The 19,975-nt window shown below is 54.2% G+C and carries 8 protein-coding genes and 1 pseudogene; 3 read left to right on the forward strand and 6 right to left on the reverse strand.

What is annotated here, in order from left to right:
• Window positions 1-180: 180 nt before the first annotated feature.
• Window positions 181-1,266: a hypothetical protein gene (locus tag AERO9A_RS02095; RefSeq protein ID WP_159970260.1), complete on the forward strand. Its 1,086-nt coding sequence runs from the start codon at window positions 181-183 to the stop codon at window positions 1,264-1,266.
• A gap of 174 nt (window positions 1,267-1,440) precedes the next feature.
• On the opposite strand, the gene AERO9A_RS02100 is transcribed toward AERO9A_RS02095, so the two are convergent.
• Together AERO9A_RS02100 and AERO9A_RS02105 are read right to left on the reverse strand one after the other, a co-directional pair.
• Complete coding sequence (locus AERO9A_RS02100; RefSeq protein ID WP_159970261.1) at window positions 1,441-4,938, reverse strand: NACHT domain-containing NTPase; 3,498 nt, start codon at window positions 4,936-4,938, stop codon at window positions 1,441-1,443.
• 295 nt (window positions 4,939-5,233) lie between these two features.
• Complete coding sequence (locus AERO9A_RS02105; RefSeq protein ID WP_159970262.1) at window positions 5,234-8,698, reverse strand: hypothetical protein; 3,465 nt, start codon at window positions 8,696-8,698, stop codon at window positions 5,234-5,236.
• A 797-nt stretch (window positions 8,699-9,495) separates the two neighbouring features.
• Here AERO9A_RS02105 and AERO9A_RS02110 point away from each other — a divergent pair.
• Both AERO9A_RS02110 and AERO9A_RS02115 read left to right on the forward strand, forming a co-directional pair.
• Complete coding sequence (locus AERO9A_RS02110; RefSeq protein WP_159970263.1) at window positions 9,496-14,370, forward strand: hypothetical protein; 4,875 nt, start codon at window positions 9,496-9,498, stop codon at window positions 14,368-14,370.
• Window positions 14,319-15,770: a hypothetical protein gene (locus tag AERO9A_RS02115; protein WP_159970264.1), complete on the forward strand. Its 1,452-nt coding sequence runs from the start codon at window positions 14,319-14,321 to the stop codon at window positions 15,768-15,770. The genes AERO9A_RS02110 and AERO9A_RS02115 overlap by 52 nt, the downstream gene beginning before the upstream one ends.
• A gap of 583 nt (window positions 15,771-16,353) precedes the next feature.
• On the opposite strand, the gene AERO9A_RS02120 is transcribed toward AERO9A_RS02115, so the two are convergent.
• The 4 genes and pseudogenes from AERO9A_RS02120 to AERO9A_RS02135 all read right to left on the reverse strand — a co-directional run bounded on the left by AERO9A_RS02120 (window position 16,354) and on the right by AERO9A_RS02135 (window position 19,974).
• Window positions 16,354-17,388, reverse strand: coding sequence for a serine/threonine-protein kinase (locus AERO9A_RS02120; protein WP_159970265.1), 1,035 nt, complete (start codon window positions 17,386-17,388; stop codon window positions 16,354-16,356).
• On the reverse strand, window positions 17,385-17,843 hold the full coding sequence (locus AERO9A_RS02125) for a hypothetical protein (protein ID WP_159970266.1): 459 nt from the start codon (window positions 17,841-17,843) through the stop codon (window positions 17,385-17,387). Before AERO9A_RS02125 ends, AERO9A_RS02120 begins: the two co-directional genes overlap by 4 nt.
• 238 nt (window positions 17,844-18,081) lie before the next feature.
• Window positions 18,082-18,935 (reverse strand): annotated as a pseudogene (locus AERO9A_RS02130) (IS5 family transposase).
• A 640-nt stretch (window positions 18,936-19,575) separates the two neighbouring features.
• Entirely contained in the window at window positions 19,576-19,974 is a 399-nt protein-coding gene (locus AERO9A_RS02135; RefSeq protein WP_159970267.1) for a hypothetical protein, read from the reverse strand.
• Window position 19,975 lies beyond the last annotated feature (1 nt).

Genomic DNA, 19,975 nt, shown 5'->3' on the forward strand with positions numbered 1-19,975 from the left:
TCTCAGCCAGTGAACACTGGCCGTAACCGGCCATTGGTCACCGTTCAAAACGGGGGCAATTCAATGCGACGAGCCAGGCCTGACCTCGCTAGGCATGCTGATCAAAAAATAATCCAAGAATAACAATAGATGTGGATCACCATCGTAAGATAGCCGAGTCAACGTATAGAGTCAGTATTTATGACGTTAATCGCTGAATTAAACTCCACAGTCAATCCCGTGTTTATCGGTGATATTGCCGAGTCTAGACCAACAGAAAATATTATTCCATGGCCTACAATTGGCTGTAGCTCTGAGGTGTTCCCCCGGGGCTCTGGATATTCGATATCCGGATATACTCAAAAAATCTCAATAATTTGTGATCGCCTTGTTATTTGCTGGGCTGGAAGTAAAATCCACGCTCGACTTGTAGAAGGGGGGCTCAAAGAGGCCTTAATTAAGGAGCAATCGATACAGGCAGTTCTAAATGCGCTAAATAATTTGTCTGAGGATCTATCTGGTGAAATATCTTTGATTGGTTGCTTCTTAGAAGATCTAGGCCCTGGAAAGTCGAACATACATAGATTCCAAATTGCTGCCAAACTATACGAGTCAAATCAGTTTGGGGCATGCTTGGTTAGTGGCTGTGGCGAGAGTCTTTTGGTTCATCAGCTAGAGGCGCACGCTGCACATCAACCTGATGAATTTGAATTTCTAAATAAAGAACAGGATGCCATTCACAAAGCTCTGTCTATCACAACTGCGTTATTGTACGAAGAGTATACTAATAAACAGCCACTTCTATTTTTCACTGGCGGATGCTATGAAATCGCCTACATATCTAATGGAAGGTTTAAAAAACTTGACAGTCATGCAACTGCAATTTGGAGTGTGGAGATAGATCATCTGGGTAACGCTAGAGATTTACGGTTGCATGAGTTAAGTGCATGCGGCTACCACAATGAAATTCTCGCAGTATCCCACGTTCGAAAAAGCCGTCCCTCAGCGCAAGGCGCTGAAATCGAGCACTTCGATCACTTTCTTGTGGCTCCATTATCTCGAGAAGTCACTGAAGTTGAGCGGCAAACCTTTTACCCGATACTCACCCCAGAATATTTTAGCCATATAGTGGAAATTCATTATCCAGAGGGTGTTATTCGAAAGCTGCGAGTCACCGAATATTTTAACGCTCAAGTCCTTCGCTTTATAGATCGCAATGGGCTGATAGGACTGGACGTCAACAAGGGGCCGCTACTAGAGCAAATTATGATATTCGTGAGCAATTGATGTCGACTTCTCTGTTTGGCTTGAGTGTCGCGGTAGAAGAGCGGTAAAAATCTAGAAGGGAAGCGACATGATTTGTGCGCAAATTACTGGCGCTTCAAAAGAGTATCCATGGCCTGCTTTTAGCCGACTCCGGCCTGTCGCGACAGGCTGAAATCGGCCAAAAAGTGTCATTTTTTATATCGAGACTACTGAGAGTCTGTGACCTTTTCGTGTGACGCGAAGCGCTAGGCGGCTCGCCAGTGGCTCAAGGTAACTAAGGATCATCGATTGAAGCATCTTGGAGTTCACCTCCTCGTAAAGGCGCATGAGAGTGTTCGCTTCGGCTTGGGTTCCGCGAGCGGAGATTAGCGCCACCGCGCTGGTCGCTAGGTTATATGAACTGGTCTTAGCCAGCTGCTCGAGTTCGTCCGCACTAAGCTCCTCTCCATTGGCGTGAAGCATTTCTAATGCACGGCCAACAAGGCTTGAATCATTACAATCGTCACCGGCCCCAGCATCTAAGGCGGCGTCCAAAGCCGAACGAAGTCCTTTGCTCGCTCCGGCTACCCCTAAGCGTACTGAGTCCATTATTATCCTAAGATGATCAACTACGCTGTAGTCGCTTTGGGCGAGCCATGTCCTCAACAGTTCGTGGGGAGCGCTCCTACCGGGGTGAAAAGGGATTGGCTCCAGGGTTCCGGATCGTAACCCAATCATCTTCACCCGGTAGGTCAGGCCCGTGGAAAACGCATGGGTGATTGATACCCGATCTTCCGCCGACCAAGTGCGTCCGGCAATCGCTTTAACGATCCTCTCTACCCTGTTCCGCTCAGGCGCATGCCCAAGCTGCAGCACCGTAGCGCTCAATAGTTCAGCACTCAGTTCTTCTATCCGATCGACTAAACAGTCCAGAGCCTTGAGGTTCCCAAAGCCAATCGAATAAAGCAGAGCCAGATCGCGAAGCGGTCCGCTGAATCCTTCCACGCTGAGTAGTTCTTGGACACGATCAGGACAACCCTCGTCACGCCAATCTGAAATCAGGTAATCAAGGATTTTCTCAGCCTTGGCAACTTCGATTTCTGCAGAGCCCAACGTCTGAACAACGGTTAAAGCGTCGACAGTTGGCGAAGAAAGTGCCTGAGCTGCGGATGCATTTGGATGGAAACCTTCCGCTTTGATGCATTCAATCACGAGGCCCGTCATTGTATCGTCGAGCTTGCGCCCAGACTTACTCCATGCAGCAAGCCTCACATGCGGTGGCAGCGTCTCGTCGTTCGCGGCAGCATGAGCTAGATCGCAATCGATGCTGCCGATTTTCATATGCCCGATCAGACAGCTAATCGAGTCTGCGTCTGCTTCAACTGCTGTGACCTGCTTACATCGTTCAATGTACAACTCGAACGACTTAGTTCCTATTCGATCAACCTCGCCTTGAAGCTCTCCAATATTTAACAGGTGCTCGATATCGTCGGTAAGCAACTCTCGCAGAACTGACAACGTCAACTCAGCATCCTGATTCAGCGCGACGATTGTTCCAGAACCTTCGTAGAGGAGCCGATGTTCACCCAGTCTCGCTCTTATTGCGCCGTGCAACGGTCTGGAAAATGCGTCTACGATGATGCCGTTGATAAGCTTGTTCGCTCGCCAAGAGCTTCCGCCCCAGATTAAGGCCAGCCGACGCCCTATCTCCTCGCGCTGGGAGGGGCTCGCAGGCATACCGTTGGCCAGGCAACGTCCGAGGAGCCTAAGCCCAGTATGGAATACGTCATCTTCCACGCCCAGGATATGGTTAACAAATGGCACGGGATCGAGATGTCGTTCGAGCGCGAATTGAACCGCCTGAGCCCATGGCCGCTTGGATATCATGCCAAGACGCTGAACGAGCTTCTCTGTTGACTGCTTAAGCAGCTCCGCAGAGGCGAGATATTCCTGCACGATTGGGAACGGAAACGACAGCCGGATCAAGCCCGATCGCCGCAACACCCCTCGACGTATGAGGGCCTCTCGCACTCTATCGGCGGACAAGGTCGGCTCAATCCTGTTTACGCTGCGCGCGAATAGCTGATTTGTCACACCGATTGAATCCGCTTCAAGTGCATCGTAGGCCGCACGTTCCGCAACGCTTCTCAGCAATGCAACATCAATGGTCTCGCTTTCGATACTCTTGAACACGGCTGGATGAAAAAGAGTTTCGATGTACGTATCAAGCAGATCACTACGCCGCAGATCGGCACCTTCAAGCCGCATCACAAGCATGAGTGAGAGAAAGATCGGAATTCTGGTTAGATGTGCCAAATCAGTTCGAGACTCGATCCGCTCCAACAGTGCCTCGGCAATACCTAGCTCACCCGGCCTATAGAAGGCAACGTACTGAGATACATCCGTATCACGCAGCGGTGCCAGCTCAATCATCGTTGCGCCATCTGGCGAAGCCAAAGCAGCGGCATCGCGCACAGTCATCATCCACCGGACGCCCGGGTGAGCAGCGCGATAGACCTTAAAGCGCTCGAGCACTAGCGTGCGCCTATCGCTTGAAACCTCGTCCAGCCCGTCGACCAATAGGATCAGCGCCCCTGTCGCGGCGGCAGCCCTCCAATCGACCTTCACGTCGAAATCAGGATTGATCACGCGCTCAAGGTACTCGGCAATCGTAAGGTTGGAATCCGATAGTTTAGTCACGGATATGATCGCTGGAACGAGGCCGGCAAGCGCAGTCCTACATGCGATCGCATTCACCACAGTGGACTTTCCAAAGCCTGGGCCTGCGACGACAACCACAGCCCTGAGATCGATTCCAGGGAAATCCCGCAGATCAACCTCCTCGGCAGCACTGAAATCACGCCAGCCCGGTAGGTCGTCGTCGAAGTCCGCTCGCCGATCACGGTCGTATCGAAGACAGCGTGGCCAGAGGAAATCAGCATCTGGAACCTGTTGAAAGTCTGTACCAGGTACCTCGATACGTGCTAGGGCAACAATCGCGGCGCGATAAGTCTCCAAACCCCAACTCGGGGGAGCTGCGATAGTAATTTCCCACTCGCTCCTTAATTGGTCGTGCAGCGCAGCTCCCTCAAAGCGGCAGCGTGTCTCCGAGCCGGCCCACGCAATTCCCGCAAGGACGTCGAATAACCGAACTAAAGGCACGTTCGCAGAGGGCATCCAGAGCGGGACATAGTCACGTTCGAGCTCCTTCGAAGGCCAGATGCTCAGATCAAGGCGATTGAAAAGGAGTAACAGTTCGGAGTCACTGACACCAATCACCTGACCGATCGACGACTTAATATCCCGTTGCCTGGTGGTCAAACGTTCAAGCCACTCCTCCAAATCTGCACCATCGGTGCGCTCGGTGAGCGCCTTCAGGTCGGAAGCAAGTTGGGAAGGCTCGCCTAATACCAGAGCAAGTCTATCGTCGGGTGATAGTCCGCTTGTCAACTGACGGTATAGCGCCAACCAAAGGGATTTCCACGTTTCTCCTTGGCGCTGCAAACTTAGCTTGACTTGAAAATACCGCTGCGAACCGTCGTCAAGGCGGACTACGAAGTCGTCCACATAATCTGGCGTCTCAATTCGCACTTCAACAGGGCGCTCACGACTCGGGCGTTCACGAGGATCCATCATTCGCCCGAGATAGAGTGCAGCCACACGATCCTGGTATCTAATGCCTGCCTGTGTTGTCGGCCCGCCGATTTCCGTCAATATGCCGCTCCTCTGTGTGGTTTATAGATTCCAGTAGGATCTGCATCTAACCAGAGAAAACGCTGCGTGCTGTCCTCTCTACCTTTGAACTCACCATTTAAAGGTATCGAATGACGGAAGGCCATAGTGTAGCCATCGCTATGCAGCGGTGTTCGCTACGTCGATGTTGTTGGATACAGTCCCACATAGCGTTGAATCGCCTTTTGAGAGTCGAAGGCTTGCTTACGAGCGAGGGGGCAGCCAAGAGCGAATACAGGCGATGTCTGCTATCGGCCGGCGGAGGCGCCGGGCTAGCCTATTCGAAGCTACCAGTACGCTCGCGCTCTTCTTCGTCCTCGCGAAGCTCTTCCGCAGCGATTCTTCGTTCGAGGCTCGCTCTAGCTGTCGCCAATACTGGCTTCAGCTCATCTTCGTTGCCGAGATTCAGCGCATCGAGAAGCGGGATCCGTTTCTTTAGGATTTCGGCCAAAGACCCCGACCAGCCTGAAGGCGTAAATCGCTTTAAATAGACTTCGATTACAACCCTCTTATCAGGAGCATTAGCGAGAACCGCGAGCGCAGCCTCCGCAATAACCAACTCAGAATCGTCCACAGAGTCGATATTGACATACTCCTCAGTAGCTCGACTTCGAGTATCGAATAGCTTGCAGCTACGTGCAGCGAACACGTAACGATCAGGCGGCGAGTCATTACACCAATCGATCAATGCCTCCGGTGGAACTATGCTCAGGGCTGTCTCCCTCCGATCATTGTAAGGGTGCCCAATCACCGGCAACATCTGACGGTAGTAACCTTCTTCTCCGGGAACATAGATCGCGTCGAGAGTTAGTCGCGGCATGTGCCTCAGGAATGCCGAAATTGCGTCTTTGACGGCATCTCTATCGGAATAACCACCCTCCATCGTACGCGCAAAGGTAATCAGACCGTTCAAAACCTCCAGCGCTGCTTCGGAAAAAGCTAATCGCTTCAGTGAAAACTCCAATACGCTCTCAATGCGGTAACCGCTATTGGCGCGATCCCCAAGAACCTGTCTCCAGTCGGCTGAGCGCAAAAGATTCAGGCAGGTTTTCGCCAGAGACTCCTTGTACGCATCATCGTGATCTGACGCACAGTGGACGACCATAGAAAGAACGTCGAGAAACACTCCCCCACCACCAGGCAGCAGTGCTATCGCAGCAAGCAACTCACCAATCTCTGCAACAGAGAATGCGTCGGTTTGTCTCCCCATCCCGAGATAGGAGTATTGCCAGGCAGGAGTAGCCCCAGCCTTGATTGATTGGAGGATACGAGCGTAAGCCGCTTGGTTCAGCGGTATGCAATGAAGGTCCATGATCCACTTGACCCAAATTGCGTCAGTCACCGCGCTGTCGAGGAACTCCTCGGTACAAGCGGGGGATGCGTGATGCCAGCCGTTGATCAAGCCGCGTAGGAACAAGACACCAACTGCTCCTGGCGTGGCAGTGGCGATATGTTCCTTAGCCGCATCCAAAATCGATCTCGGGTCCGAAATCTGCTTTCCAACACCAACCCCCAAAGGAAATGCACTGGCTCCTGACTTGATTGAGATCAATTGCGGAAGTAACTCCAAGATTAGGCCGTCAATGGTGGCAGCGGCCTCCCCAAGCTCCTCTAAGGCCTGGTTTGATTTGCGGATTCGCTCACCAGTCGTTGTATCGAGCTGATCTGCATCATCGCCATCAAGATCCAGGTCGAAATTGTTCGAGTCTAGAAGTCGAGCTCGAATCATGTCTGGTATAGCCTTCGGTTTGAGAAGCTCCTCCAACTCGCGCAGCTCGTTCTGTACTGCCTCATCGCATTTGCCAGAGTCATAGCGAAGGATGCTTTTGACTCCAAACCAACCTTGAGGCCAGCTCACGACTGAAGCCAGTTCTTTTACGGCTGCACCCACTTCTGGCCTCAGACTCGTGCCAAGCCAAAGTCCTCTTAAGCGGCGACCCAAAATAGATCTGCAATTTTCAGCAAGGTCGGACTTCTGCTTACCAAAGTCGAGTGCCATGCGGAGGAACGGCATAAACCACGCCTCTACGTCTGATCGGGATTCCGGAGCCCATCCCTCGCTACGCTTTCGAGCTCCGAAATCGAATCTGCTCACATAGGTAAAATGCACTGCCTCAAGCGCCGCATCGAGCAGCAACAGCCCCAACTGCTCTCGCTTGGGGTCGCCGGATTCAAGCAATTTTCTAACGAACTCTGACCTGTGATTGGGAGGGGCATTCGTCCCGGATAGCACGCAGAAAAACAGAGACCTCAGAATTTCCACAGTAGATTCGTGCCGTCCTTTTTCCTGGGGGTCTGCCAAGGCGAATCTGACAAGAATATCGGCGGCCATCTCGAAGTCTTCTTCTTCGAAAGCGATGGCTTTCAACGTGTGCGCATACTGAGCACGTTGTCTGTTTTCGTCCGAAAGAAAGCTAGGGATATTGGCAGCCCGTCCAATTGCCGCTAGGGCGACCTTTGGAGATACAGGCGCAATGTTGTGAAAGATCTCATGGCCAATGTCATTGAGATCCGTTAGATCGCCCAAGCGGCTGGATGGCGAGAGCCATTCCCGTACAAGCTCGGCGGCTTTTGCGCTTTCATGTAGGTAACCAAGTCGCCGCGAGAACGACCGGGCAACACGGTCGGTCGCGGTATCGAGAAAGATACTCACGATCTGCGATTTGGGTATCGCTTCTAGTGCCTGGGCTGCAAGTCGATTAGCAATCGCGTGTGGCAAAACAGCACGCCATTTTCCACGCGCCTGTACGAGACCTCTTCGCTGTAGATCAACCATTTTTCGCTGTAGGGTGATCAATGACACGTCAGCAACAGCGGCAATTTTGTTGAGCTCTGAACCAGGGCCATCCTCCTCGCCGTCGAATGAGTACAAGATACTGGCCGCTTCCGCGCAGCTGAGGAGATCTTCATTCTCGGCGTTCTTCTGATGAAACAGGCGCTTGAACAAGTCGGAGTCTCGCAACCGCGCCAGCTCACCAGTCGTCGTAACCGTCGCTGCCAACGCAAACGCGACGCGAGCGTTCCCGTCTGAGAATGCGGTGATGGTATCGACATCACTGAGCGATAGGACTGGATAGCGCCGCTGAAGAAGCTGCTTGATTACGTCATCGGAGGAGCCTTCGAGACGGTAGCACTTTGTGGCGTCTGGTAAGTCGTCTCGAACGTCGTACTCAACAGTAACCAAGCCTATCTTGCTGCCAGACTTTTTCAGCAGCTCGGTGAGCCTCTGATGAGTGTCAGCTCCGCAGTTGTCCACGACGAGAACACACTGACTTCCGTCCTCAATCAGAGCTTCTAGCATCGCTGAAGGTTGAGGAGATGGCGCATCTGAAAGGTCCGTGTACAGCACGTCATCAGCACTCAGTACGGCCTGATTCGTCTTTACACGCGGATCGAAGAGCACCTGTACCAATCTCGTCTTGCCAACGCCGGATAAGCCGACAATGCGTACGCTTGCCCCCTTCGACAGGTCGAGCCGCAGGCGATCAATGGTGGCCGAGATATTCATACCCTTCTCGGCGCCAGGCGTGAACACTTTGATACGTTCATCGACCAGATATTCGGAGTCGACGGTCGTCTCCAAGTAGGCCCATCCAGAATACGGGCGCCAACCCACAAGTGGCTTGCCTAGCTGGTGTTTGACCCAAGCTACGATTGCTGGGTGTTGCTCGACCCAGTCTGCAATTTTTCTTGCGTCGTAGAAGGCGATATGCGGCGAGGAGCCAAGGCCGTTGGCCGACAAGCAATCTCTCATCGCATTGAGTCGTAGACCGAGAGCGGACTCTGAGGTGTCGTCTCGCGTCGCGGCGATGACGTAACTTCCTTTAGTTGCTGCGAGGTCGCATATTGCTGGTCTTAGCGCTCCCTTGGGCGCCATTTCCCCAGGTATCTTGTGTGGGGGAAACACTTCGGCCTTTACTTGAAATGCTGTGTGGTCATTGGGCAAATAGCCAGATATCCCCAGGGACGGATTTAGCTCTACCCTGACGTCCACCCCTCCATCTTTCGCTCTTTGATCGCCACCCCAGGTGACAGCCGACTCGGAGCCCCCGTGCTTGCGAATCTCGGCACGACACAATCTTGCGATCAGTGTGCGCGCTTGCTCGTCGTTCAGGGCTTTTATGTCCGCTGTATCTACTTGAAATAGTGTGTGCATTTTTGGGGCGTCAAGCTGACTGAAGCCTTATCTTATAGCCTGAAGGCGCTTCTAACGCAGCAAGGACTGGCGAAACGAAGTAGCCGAGGGTTAGTTCTATCGGGCTGGCATGGCTGCAAACCAAACCGGGAAATCCAGTGTTCTACGGATATTCACCTCTGGCCGGTAGGGCCCTCCTCGTGGTGAGGCGTGACGTCTTCGGTGCTACTGCTTGGCAGCATCGATGACTCAGCGCAGTACTTTCGTGCATACGCGTGTAGAGAAGTAGTCGCGCCAGGACAACAGGTCCTGAGTATCGCAATTGGTAGTCCCGCACGGATTGCCAACGTCAGCAAACCCGGCTATCACTACGCGACGATTCAGACGTGAACCGGAACCGTACCTTGACCCAGACGCCGCGAAATCCCTTCCCCCACGACCGGATTGGTGGTGGGGGCGCTGCCACCAGCGCTGGCATCCGTTTCCAGCAGAAGCTAGGGGCGCTGTTCTCCTCCTGGATTCTTGCGGGCGACCGGTTTGATCAGAGCTTTCGCCTGGGCTCCGCCGCACCGGAATGGATCCGCTTCGAGACTGAGGCTCCGGTCGACGACCTTTTGATCAAAACTAGCGACGGCGGGTACGTCGCTGTACAGGCAAAGACAACTGCTAGCAGGAGTGAAGACCTAGGCTCGCCACTAGGTAAGACGATCTTGCAGTTTGTTCGCCATTGGTTTGTCGCTCAGCAGGGCGACGGCTCGATGGAGTGGAACCGACCACTTGATCCTGCCCGCGACCGGTTGGTGCTGGCTGTTAGTCCCCAGGCCTCAGCTCATATTAGGGTTGACCTACCGGCTGCACTTCATCTCATTTCTCAACCTGGTGGATGTGCGCTTAACCAAGAGCAGCAGCGTGCATATCAGATGTTCTCCAGCTTGGTCGAACAGGCTTGGGTGAGTATTACTAAGAATCCAGTCGACAATACGTTGCTGTCCGAGTTGGCGAAACTTGTAGTCGTCTTCACCTTTGACGACGATCGGGGTTGCGCATTGGCGAGCGGCTCCCTTGTTAGAGCCTTCGGCCAAGACGTGAACGCCTCAGCCGCCTTTACCGTCCTGTCTGACCTTAGCGGTCAGCTTATGAAGGATCGCAGTGGCGGTGACCTTTCCACTTGGCGGCAGCTACTCGTCAGCCGAGGCATCGTCCTCTGTGCCTCCCCTAAGTATCGCACCGACATCGAAGCCCTTAAGCAGCACTCCAAGCGCATCGCAGATGCGCTCGGGAGCTATGAGCAGATTGAGTTAGCCAGTGGCGAGGCGTTATCCGTGCGTCGCGACTGCCAAGCGGCCGTTGAAGTCGCAGTGAGTAACGGCCCGCTGCTCATCATCGGAGAACCGGGGGCTGGAAAGAGCGGAGTTCTGAACTCTCTCGCCCGCAAACTGGCGGATGACGGGATCGACATCCTTCAACTCGCCGTTGATCGTTACTCGATCGAAAGCCTCGAAGGGTTGTCTCGTGAGCTTGGGCTACAACACCCACTACTTGATGTACTCGAAGCATGGGACGGATTGGAGCAGGCCTATCTCGTTGTTGATGCATTGGACGCAACCCGTGGCGGCCACGGTGAAGGCGTCTTCCGCACACTCATCGAGCGAGTTCTAGAAAGGAGGGGGCGATGGAATGTTATCGCGTCGATCCGTAATTTTGATCTGCGCATGGGGCAGCAGTTGCGCGCGCTGTTCAAAGGCACACCGCCAGAGCCATCGTTTGCAGATCCATCCTTCGCCCAAGTCAGGCACATTCAAGTGCCGGCTTGGTCGGAAACCGAGTTTGAGCAACTCCTCCAACTGTCGCCGGCGCTAGCAAAATGCCTTGCTAAGACGCCACAGCGTCTTCGTGACTTGGCAATGGTACCGTTCAATACCCGGCTGCTAAGCGAGCTGATCTCGGGTGACGCGATCAAACATCTAGACGAAGTCGCGTCCCAAGCTGACTTGTTGCACCTCTATTGGGACCACCGTCTTGAAGGTCATGGGTTGCCAGCAAAGAGCAGTCTTAGCCGTGTGGTCGAACTCATGGTTCAAGCACGAGCGCTTCGCGCGCCAATACTCTATGCAGCGGGTGACAACCCAACCATGATCGATACCCTCTGTAAGGAGGGCGTACTTGTTGTCGTTGATGGCGGGCGCTGGGTTCAGTTCCGACATCACCTGCTCTTCGACTATGCGGCCGCAAGGCTCGCCCTTGATCCAAGCGCCATAGTTAGTGGTACCTATCGATTCAGGAAGACTGACTCCTTGGGGTTGATGCTATCGCCAGCCCTCGCGTTTGTACTGCGAGAACTCTGGGAATCTGAAACGGACCACGCGCGCTTTTGGATTGCACTGGGGAGCTTAATCAATGACGAGGATGGAGACCCGATAATTCGCAGCACTGCCGGTCGACTGGGAGCGGAGTTTCCTACTTCGGCTAACGATTGTCTTTGGTTGGGTACTCCTGCCAACGCGGGTGACAAGAAGGTACTAAAGACGTTATCCCACGTGACCGGCGCTCTAGTAGTGCGCCTCGAGGACGATAAGCAAGTTGAGCTTGAACCATGGGCCTACCTAGCCGAGCACTTGGCTGTGACCCCAATCAAAGTTCCGGGCACACTTCGCTTTCTACTCCACAACCTCATCGAGCGAGCCGGGGGCGATGCATTCGGGGGGATGCTCGGCCAGGCTGCCCGCGCGCTGATGGCGCACGGGTTGGCCCAGCAAGAACCTGAGTTTACCGTGCGATCCTCCATTGACTTCGTTATCGCCACCTATGGCACAGATGTCGAGGCGTCGCGAACCTTGCTGGCCCAGCTGTTTGAGCACGATCGACTAGACCGCTTCGGGCATGAGGAGGTGCCAGCGGTTTGCTACAAGATTGCAGCAGTGGGCGACGTCGATCCCGCATTCGTCACCTACATCTACCAGGTTGTGTTTGGCTACGAGGTTACGGAAGATCGCCAGACCCGAATTGGCCAGAGCCAAATCCTCAACCTGACCTCCAACGCCCGACAAGATTACGGAATGGCGCGATGGTCGCTGGGTGAGTACTTGCCCAAGTTCCTACAAGCTCACCCACAAGCCGCGGCTCGGGCCGTCATCAATGCGGTCGAAGGCTACGTTGCACGCGAGCATGCCCCCCCTGAGGACGCTCTCAACCTAGCGTTTCAGGTCGGTGGGCGGCCAATCCGTTTGCTGGAGGACCGCAGTCATATCTGGGCGCATGACCCAGACAACCACTATGATCGGGATGCTGAAAGTCTAATCTTGAAGTTGCGTGCGCACCTCTGCGCCATTCCGGAGCCGGAAGCTGTGGCGCTGATCGACATCCTAGTCGACAAAGCGTCGTTCGCTATTCTCTGGGCTCGGATGTTCCTCTGCGCCGTTGAGCGTAATGATGTCCTAGTAGACATACTCTGGCCCATTGCAGTTACAGAGCCCTTCCTTGTTCTACCCGACACTCGCAAGGACGCCATTGATCTCGTTGCGATAGGTTTCGGACGGCGACCGCCGCAAGAGAAGGCCGCTTTTGAGCGTGCAGCGTTAGGGTTCGACTTTTCGCTTTTCCTGCATCGCATCGAAGCGCGTCAGGCTTTCCTAGAGCGCCTTTTTTCTACGATCGGCCGTGACAACCTCGTCACTGACGAAGCTATTCACATCCTCGATGCGAAACCTCAGGGATATACCTCCACGAACGATCGACTCTTCTCCCTTCACTCCGGCTTTGGCGTACCAGAGGACTTCCATTGGATTGAAGGCTTAGACAGAGAGGAACCACGCAACTCATTAGTCATTGACGCCATCAACCTCGCGAAAAAATCCCTGCAGCTGGGTTCGAGGTCGGAAGATGTTGCAATGAGCTCCCTAGAGGAGTCTCTCGCAGTCCTACAGTCAATTCGAACCTCACTAGCAGGCAATACTCCGAACGCCGACCTACAGCGGCATGCAGAGGCGATCATTGGTCAAGGCTGTGGAATGATCGTGTCGAGAAAGCTTCTATTATCGAGGGCGGAACCGCCCACGCTGGAGCAAGACGCGACATTTACAGCGCTACTAGACATTGCGGGTAAGTCCGAGAGCCCAGAACTGGACGTCGACACGGAGACACAGTTCGAACAGTCTGCGGGCTGGGGTAGTCCTGCGGCTCGGATTGAAGCCGCGCAAGCCTACTGGGATGTGTTTGTACAACGCGCAGATCTTTACGCCGACCTTATGCTGCGGGCGGAGGAGTTGCTCTCTGATAGACATCCAGCAGTCCGGCTAAACGCCTCGATACGTCTCGTCCGAATTTGGGATCTTGATCGTGACCGGTTCTGGAGGCTGCTGAACTACCGAATCGCGAACGAACCCAATCTGACTGTCATCGAACACTTGGTCGGCGATGTCGTCTCACGATTGATTCATACGGATCAGCAGCGGAGCCTAGAGATACTGCTCATTCTGTTGCAGCGAGAGACGCCGGGCTCGGAGCGACAACGGAGGCTGTTCAAGGCTATTGCAGGTAATCTGACAATTCTCTGGGTAACCTATCAGTCGGCAGAGGCGAAGGCCGCTCTCGATCATTGGTTAAGTGTTCCCTGGCAGCACGCCGAAGCAGTGAAAGAGGTCCTGGCGACTCTACGCGGCGCTATTGTTGCAGGAGCCGGCGACATCCCTGACAAGAGCGCCGGTCTTCGCCAACGCTCTCAAGCGCTTGTCTCCGATATCGTCAATGCTGCAAACGCCCGACTCGCCGTGCACATGGCAGACCCCGACCTGCGTGTGGCTGGAGTCCCAGAGGCACAGGAGTGTGCGCGTCTGATAGACGCTGCAGGTATGCAAATGTTCTTCGCGACCAGCGCAGAGACTAATCAACAGGGCGCCGATGTGGCGCTTTGCCACGCAAATCTCGATGTCTTCCTCCAAGAGAACGCTGACCTCCTAAAGCGAATTGGCGAGTACGCACAGCCACACACCACCTATTACTTGCTGCAACTCGTCGAGCGCCTAATCGATGTGGACGCGGGGAAGGCCTTCGATTTGGCGGCAAGCAACCTGCAGGCCAGCCGTCGATCAGGCTATCAACACGAATCCCTGGGCGTTGATCTTCTGGTTCGGCTAGTCGGTATGTTCCTAGCCGATCACAAGGAAATCTTTGAGGAATCAACCCGGCGCGTGGCCCTCATTGACTGTCTAGAAATTTTCCTAGAGGCCGGATGGCCGGCGGCGCGCCGCTTGCTCTATCGCTTGCCGGAACTGATCCAGTGAATGGATTGGCGCTTCAAAACCTTTTCAAGCGAGGGCTCGACGACCTGCTTACGGAGGTTGAGAGAGAGCTAGCGCTGCTGCAGCGTGACCCGTACGCCGAGCCCGATCCGAACCGTCGTCCCCACGAGCACGACACGCGGCTGCTCTTCGTGGATGAATTGCTTGCTCATCTGGGATGGATGCTCGGTGCTAGGGGCAATGTCCTTGAAGAAGCTCGCCTCCAGGCCGACACCACGAAGTTCATGGACTACGTCGGGGTCGTCGATATCACTGGCACACCGCTAATGCTGGTCGAAGCCAAAGCGTGGAATAAGCCTCCAATATCAGCCCGTGGGGAAGGTAAGCACGCTACTGAGGCCATACTTCTCGTTGCGGCAATCCAGCATATTCGTGATGGAAAGGCCAAGGATGTGTCGCCAATCATCGCAGAGTGGGACGACTATCTACGTCAAGTCTGCGGCTATGTCAGGACGCTCAAGGAACAGTACGGCCACGACTTGCCAAGAGCAGTCATCATTAGCGGCGAGTGGATGGTGGTGTTCAAAGCCCCAGTTGAAACCTTCTTACGTGTCGCACAGCCGGACGACATCGCGATTTTCACCCGTCAAGAGTTCAAGGATCGAGCAGCAGAAATATACAAACTCCTTCATCGCTTGGCGCTCACCGAAGATGCCCCGATGCCCTTGCGCCCCGCGCAGCTTCGGAATTATCTAAAGCTGGGAGATGTCTCTGGAGCGTTTCATGGCGTGCATGTCCACTATGAGAGAACCGGCAGCAAACTATTCGCTCGTCGCCCCCGCATCTTGATCTACCCAGCCCTATTCGTTACCCGCACAGACGACGCCATCTTCACCGTGATCGACAATGCCTCCCCTATCGAGCTCGACTACGAAGTGGATGATGAAGGCGTCGAAACTTTGTTACCGCACCTGGGTGAAATCCAGGCACTCAGTGCTGCGTTAATTGATGCGTGTGGGCATGAACTTGGTGGCGTGCTTCCAGCTAGCGAGATTTCTGCGTTTCCTGGCTTTCGTAATGAAGGGTTCGGGAGGGGGCCAGTTGGCGAATTAAAGGATGCGGACGAATGGCTCGTAGCTACTGGCAGCGCGTCGCATTTCCTTCTTGCAGAGCCTCGTGTCCAATCGTGCCGATTCCATAGCTGGGCCGAATGTGGGGCTCATGCCGCAATGCAATCCGCTATCAGCACTCGCATGATCAAGCCTCCAGTGTTCTTTGTGGACAATCAGCGCCATCACTGCGCGCATCAAGTCGTTCAGGACCGCCGTGAACAGCGGTGTCTTATCCAGGTCATCGACAGTCGGACTTGCTGCCAGGCCTGTGCATTTCTGGCGCAATGCTGGACGGAAGAGGAGCAAGCAGAGTTACCTTGTGGCCGATGAAAGGTTCTCCGCCCCTCCAGAGATAATGATGTTGAGACTCCTGTCTACCTAGCGATCCGGTCAACCCATCGCCGATGGCGGACCGGATGTCATAACTCCTATCTGCTCTTACAACTGACAATTTCAGGTCACTCACTCGGTGACGGCGTCGCTTGTCTTGCGGTTGATCTTACGCCTAGCCGCTACTGCCAGAGGATGATTCGAATAATGTTGCTTGCAGGTCTAACCAGCGACTTGCCGGACGCCTTGACCATGCCCAGATGCTCTAGACCTTCACGGTAGGCAATCGAGCAACGAGTTGTTTTAGCGTTATCTTCTTCGATGAGGGATTTTGAAGCTAGGCTTATACATCCCGATTAAGGCGCACATGCAAGGGGATCAGCTGATAAGCCCTCCGCACCGCGCTTGCGGAGGGCTCTAGAAGGGTCAGCGGCTATGGTAGATGATTTTCGAGTCACCTATGAGGTCATCCACGCTCACCAGCGGAACGGACGAGCGAGCACGGCCAGAGCTGGTCTGGCTACGTCCTGTGGATATCTGGGATCTAGTCAGATACCCGTCGACACCCTTTTTGCCTGTCGACTTACCAGTCTGATGACATGAGGATTTCATGGATTCGCTCCGGGGTTGGGCTGGCGTCGCAGAGCTTGGCTTTCCTGCGAAATGCCCCGCCAGTCGTCTTCTTCTGGGCTCTACACTGGCCATTATCGGACACCTCTACCAGAAGGGTCGTTCCGTCCGACGAAATGCTTTCCCAGCGTTGTGTATGATCGTCTACAGAAAAACGCCAATCCAGGCCTAAATCTTCGATGGACGACAGGTTATTCAGTAAGTCTATTACTGATTGATAGCGTGAGTTGGGATCAAATCTCAAGCACTTCTTGATAATGGTCTTGAGTTTTTTCGGAACATGCAGAGGGAGCTGCGACAAATCCGGGTAGGTTTCTCTGCGCTGAGCAGCAGCCAATTCAGCACCATTCCTGAATGCACGTCTCTGATTTTCAAGGGAATCCAAGCCAGCTAGTAAACGGTACAGGGTCAAGCCGGCCTGGTAGATGTCTGCACTATTATTGAAATCACGTGTGTGGGCACTCTCGGGTGGGAGATGGTAGCGGTATGTCGCCTCAGGCGTAGCGAACCCATCTTCATCCATGTTCTTGGCGAAGCCGAAGTCAGACAGTAGGGCCTCATCACTGTCTGAGATCAGGATGTTGTCAGGCTTGATGTCGAAATGGAGCAGCCCTTTGGAGTGTATGTTGTTCAGCCCGCTCAGGAAATGGATTGAGTAGCGGATGAGCTGCCTGCAGGTTAGCCCTTGTGCCTCAGCAACCTGGTGCAGCGATCCGTTCCGGTAGTAGGGCATGGCCATGTAGATGTGCTGCGCGTCCTTGCAGGCGTACAGTACCTGCACAACATTCGGATGCGTACTTTTGTAGAGCAGTTGCGCCTCAAGCAGGTACATCTCTTCATTGAAACCGTCAGTTTTGACCTGCTTCACCACAAGCTCGGCATCCAGATGCTCGTCATGGACGACGTACACTTCGGAATTCTCACCATTCTCGCCAATACGCTCCTTCCTCTGGAACGAAACCTGGGCCGTCTGGTATGGAAGGATCATTGGGCTGCTCCTATGGCTACGAGAATGGCCTCTCGAACAGCCTGTGCCTTCCCTGCCGGCCAGCCTTCCACTCCCTCAAGCTCAGCCTCGCACCTCACGATCGAGTTAAACTCATCAGAGGTGATACCCAGTCGCGCACTGATGCTTGTTTTTCGTCCCACGAAATAGTTTTTGATGCTGCTGCTTGCGAACGACTCCATGAACACGGCCTCTAGGTAAAACCGGTCAGCGTCTTGGTTCTGCGAGTTACCCTCTGCGACCCGAATTCCCGCCGCGTCGACTTGGTACTCCCGAAGGATGTCGAGGATGCTGTGGCGAGCGAATTTGAGCTGCTCTGGCTTGTTCAAGATCTGAGGAATGATCAAGAACTCGACGTTCAAAATTTGCCTGGCTTCATGATCGTAGATGACGAACGTAGCCTTTTTGGGCTCAGCGCGAATTCCAAGTGATCGCATGGCGTTCCCTGCAGCTAGTGGCGGTTTTTGGAATACATTTCTGGCCGCACACTAGCATTACAATGTCAGCCATGACCATCCCCTAAAGCAGCCTCCGACTGCGCAATGCCTGGCACAGCGAGATAACCTCAGCGTGCATTTAGACTTCACGATTTATGGATTGCCCTTGATTATGTAGCCACTCGATGACCGCTTCTGGCCGGTTCCGGCCTAATAGACTGACTCGAAGCGGCCAATGCTAGGTTCTGTACGAAAAGTACTGCCGTAGGCACCGCAGCGTGCAGGCCAGCGTGACCATGGCGGCAAAACTTCTTGCCAGCTTGTCGTAGCGAGTGCCAATCCTGTGGCTATCCTTCAGCCAGCCGAACATCCGCTCGATGATATTGCGCTGCCGGTATTTCGGGCGGTCGAACAGCCTTGGTAGGCCTGGCTTGGGCTTGCGTTTCATGGTTCGCAGCGGAATCACAGGCTGCATCCGGTAACGGTCGCAGTACTGGCGCAAGTGCTCGGCATCGTAGCCCTTGTCTGCCAGCAACCAGCGGCAGCGCTTGCGAGGTCAGCCTGGCTTACCAGGGATGCGAACCTGATCCAGGAGTGCCTGAGCATTCGAGATGTCGCTGGCCTGGCCCGGCGACAGCAAAAAGCGCAGAGGCACGCCGTTGGCATCGCAGAGCATGTGAATCTTGGTGGTCAGACCGCCTCGACTACGTCCCAACGCATGGTCTACCGGCTCTTCTGGCCCCCCTTTTTTCCGGCGCCAGAAGAGGCTCGGGTTGCTCGTACAGCTGTCGAGTCGATCATCCAGGTATCCAGATCGATCAGTCCTTCCTGGTTCAGGCGAATGTGCAAGCGCTCAAGAACTTGGTCGAACGTGCCGTCATCCCGCCAGTCACGGAAGCGTTGATACACCGTTGACCATGGCCCGAACCGCTCGGGGAGGTCACGCCAGGCAGCGCCTGAGCACAAGATCCAGAGGATGCCGTTGAGCATCAGTCGGTCATCTCTGCGGGGTCGCCCCATCTTCTGCTCGGGGGAAACCAGATCTGCGATCAGCTCCCAAGCGGCATCCGGGAGTTCGTAACGCTTTGCCATGCGGGCCTCCAGCCTGTCATGGCGTCAATTCTACCCGTTCGGACTTTTCGTACAGAACCTAGCTGCCCTAGCTGTTTTTGGTACCGACGTCTTCGGTTTTATTGACTGGTTCCAAGCGCCGGCGCAGGGAGTTTCCGGCTTTGTGGTGACCCGTTGAGAGGTATAGCGGGCAGCTCTACGAAGGGCTTTATAGGCTTTTATAGTCAGATTATAGAGGATTATAGAATCCGTTCTGGAGGCCTGGTCTGCGCCGTCTGCTTACAGGTTAGTCTGTTCAAAAACGGCAGCAAATACCACGGGCAAGTTGGGTAATTTCTGGGCGACTCCGGCCCACCATAACAGGCAGAAATCGGCCGTTTCCTACAAGTCCAGAGGTGTTCTGCTGCTCAACTCGGCTTCAATTCGAGGCCCTCTAAAGTGTTCCTGGCCACTCAATTTTCACTGCGCTTTTATAACTAGCAACTCTGACCGATCTGTTATGGAGGAAGGAGACAGTAGCTTTCGCTGCATATGGGGCGCGACTCCCAGGATCATCAGCTCGTCCCCTTCCAGAACGTAGCGCGAAGCATGGTACGAGTGCTCGAATTTCAGGACGTAGCTGCCATGATTCTTCTCCAGGTATGAGTTTTTGAAAACCAGATCAGGTCTTCTTTTTAAGCTGTGAAACCGGCCGCTCCAACATCGATTGCGTTAGCCCGTGCATATCCGCATTGGCTTGCCAGATTAAAAAACGGCTATGCATGTCTCGAACAGCAGCTAACAGCTTCTGATTGGTCGCTTTCAGTTCCTCGATGTGCTCGTTGGCTGCCTGAATATCGTTAATCCAGCCCGGCTTCAGCTTCTGAGCCTTCAATGCCGCTTTGCAATTCTTCATCGCTAAATCCACGGCAGGTAGATTCATCAGGGACTGGCGAGCACGGCTGATGCCCAGTTTTTCTTTGCAGGCATCAACGAGCAAAGGCCAGGTCAGCTTCGGCTCTGACCATTCCTCGATCAGCTTAATGATGCGTTTCTCATCCTTTGGAGTTAAATGCCCCATC

Origin of the sequence: Pseudomonas sp. 8Z (assembly GCF_902506535.1) — a bacterium.
GTDB lineage: Bacteria > Pseudomonadota > Gammaproteobacteria > Pseudomonadales > Pseudomonadaceae > Aquipseudomonas.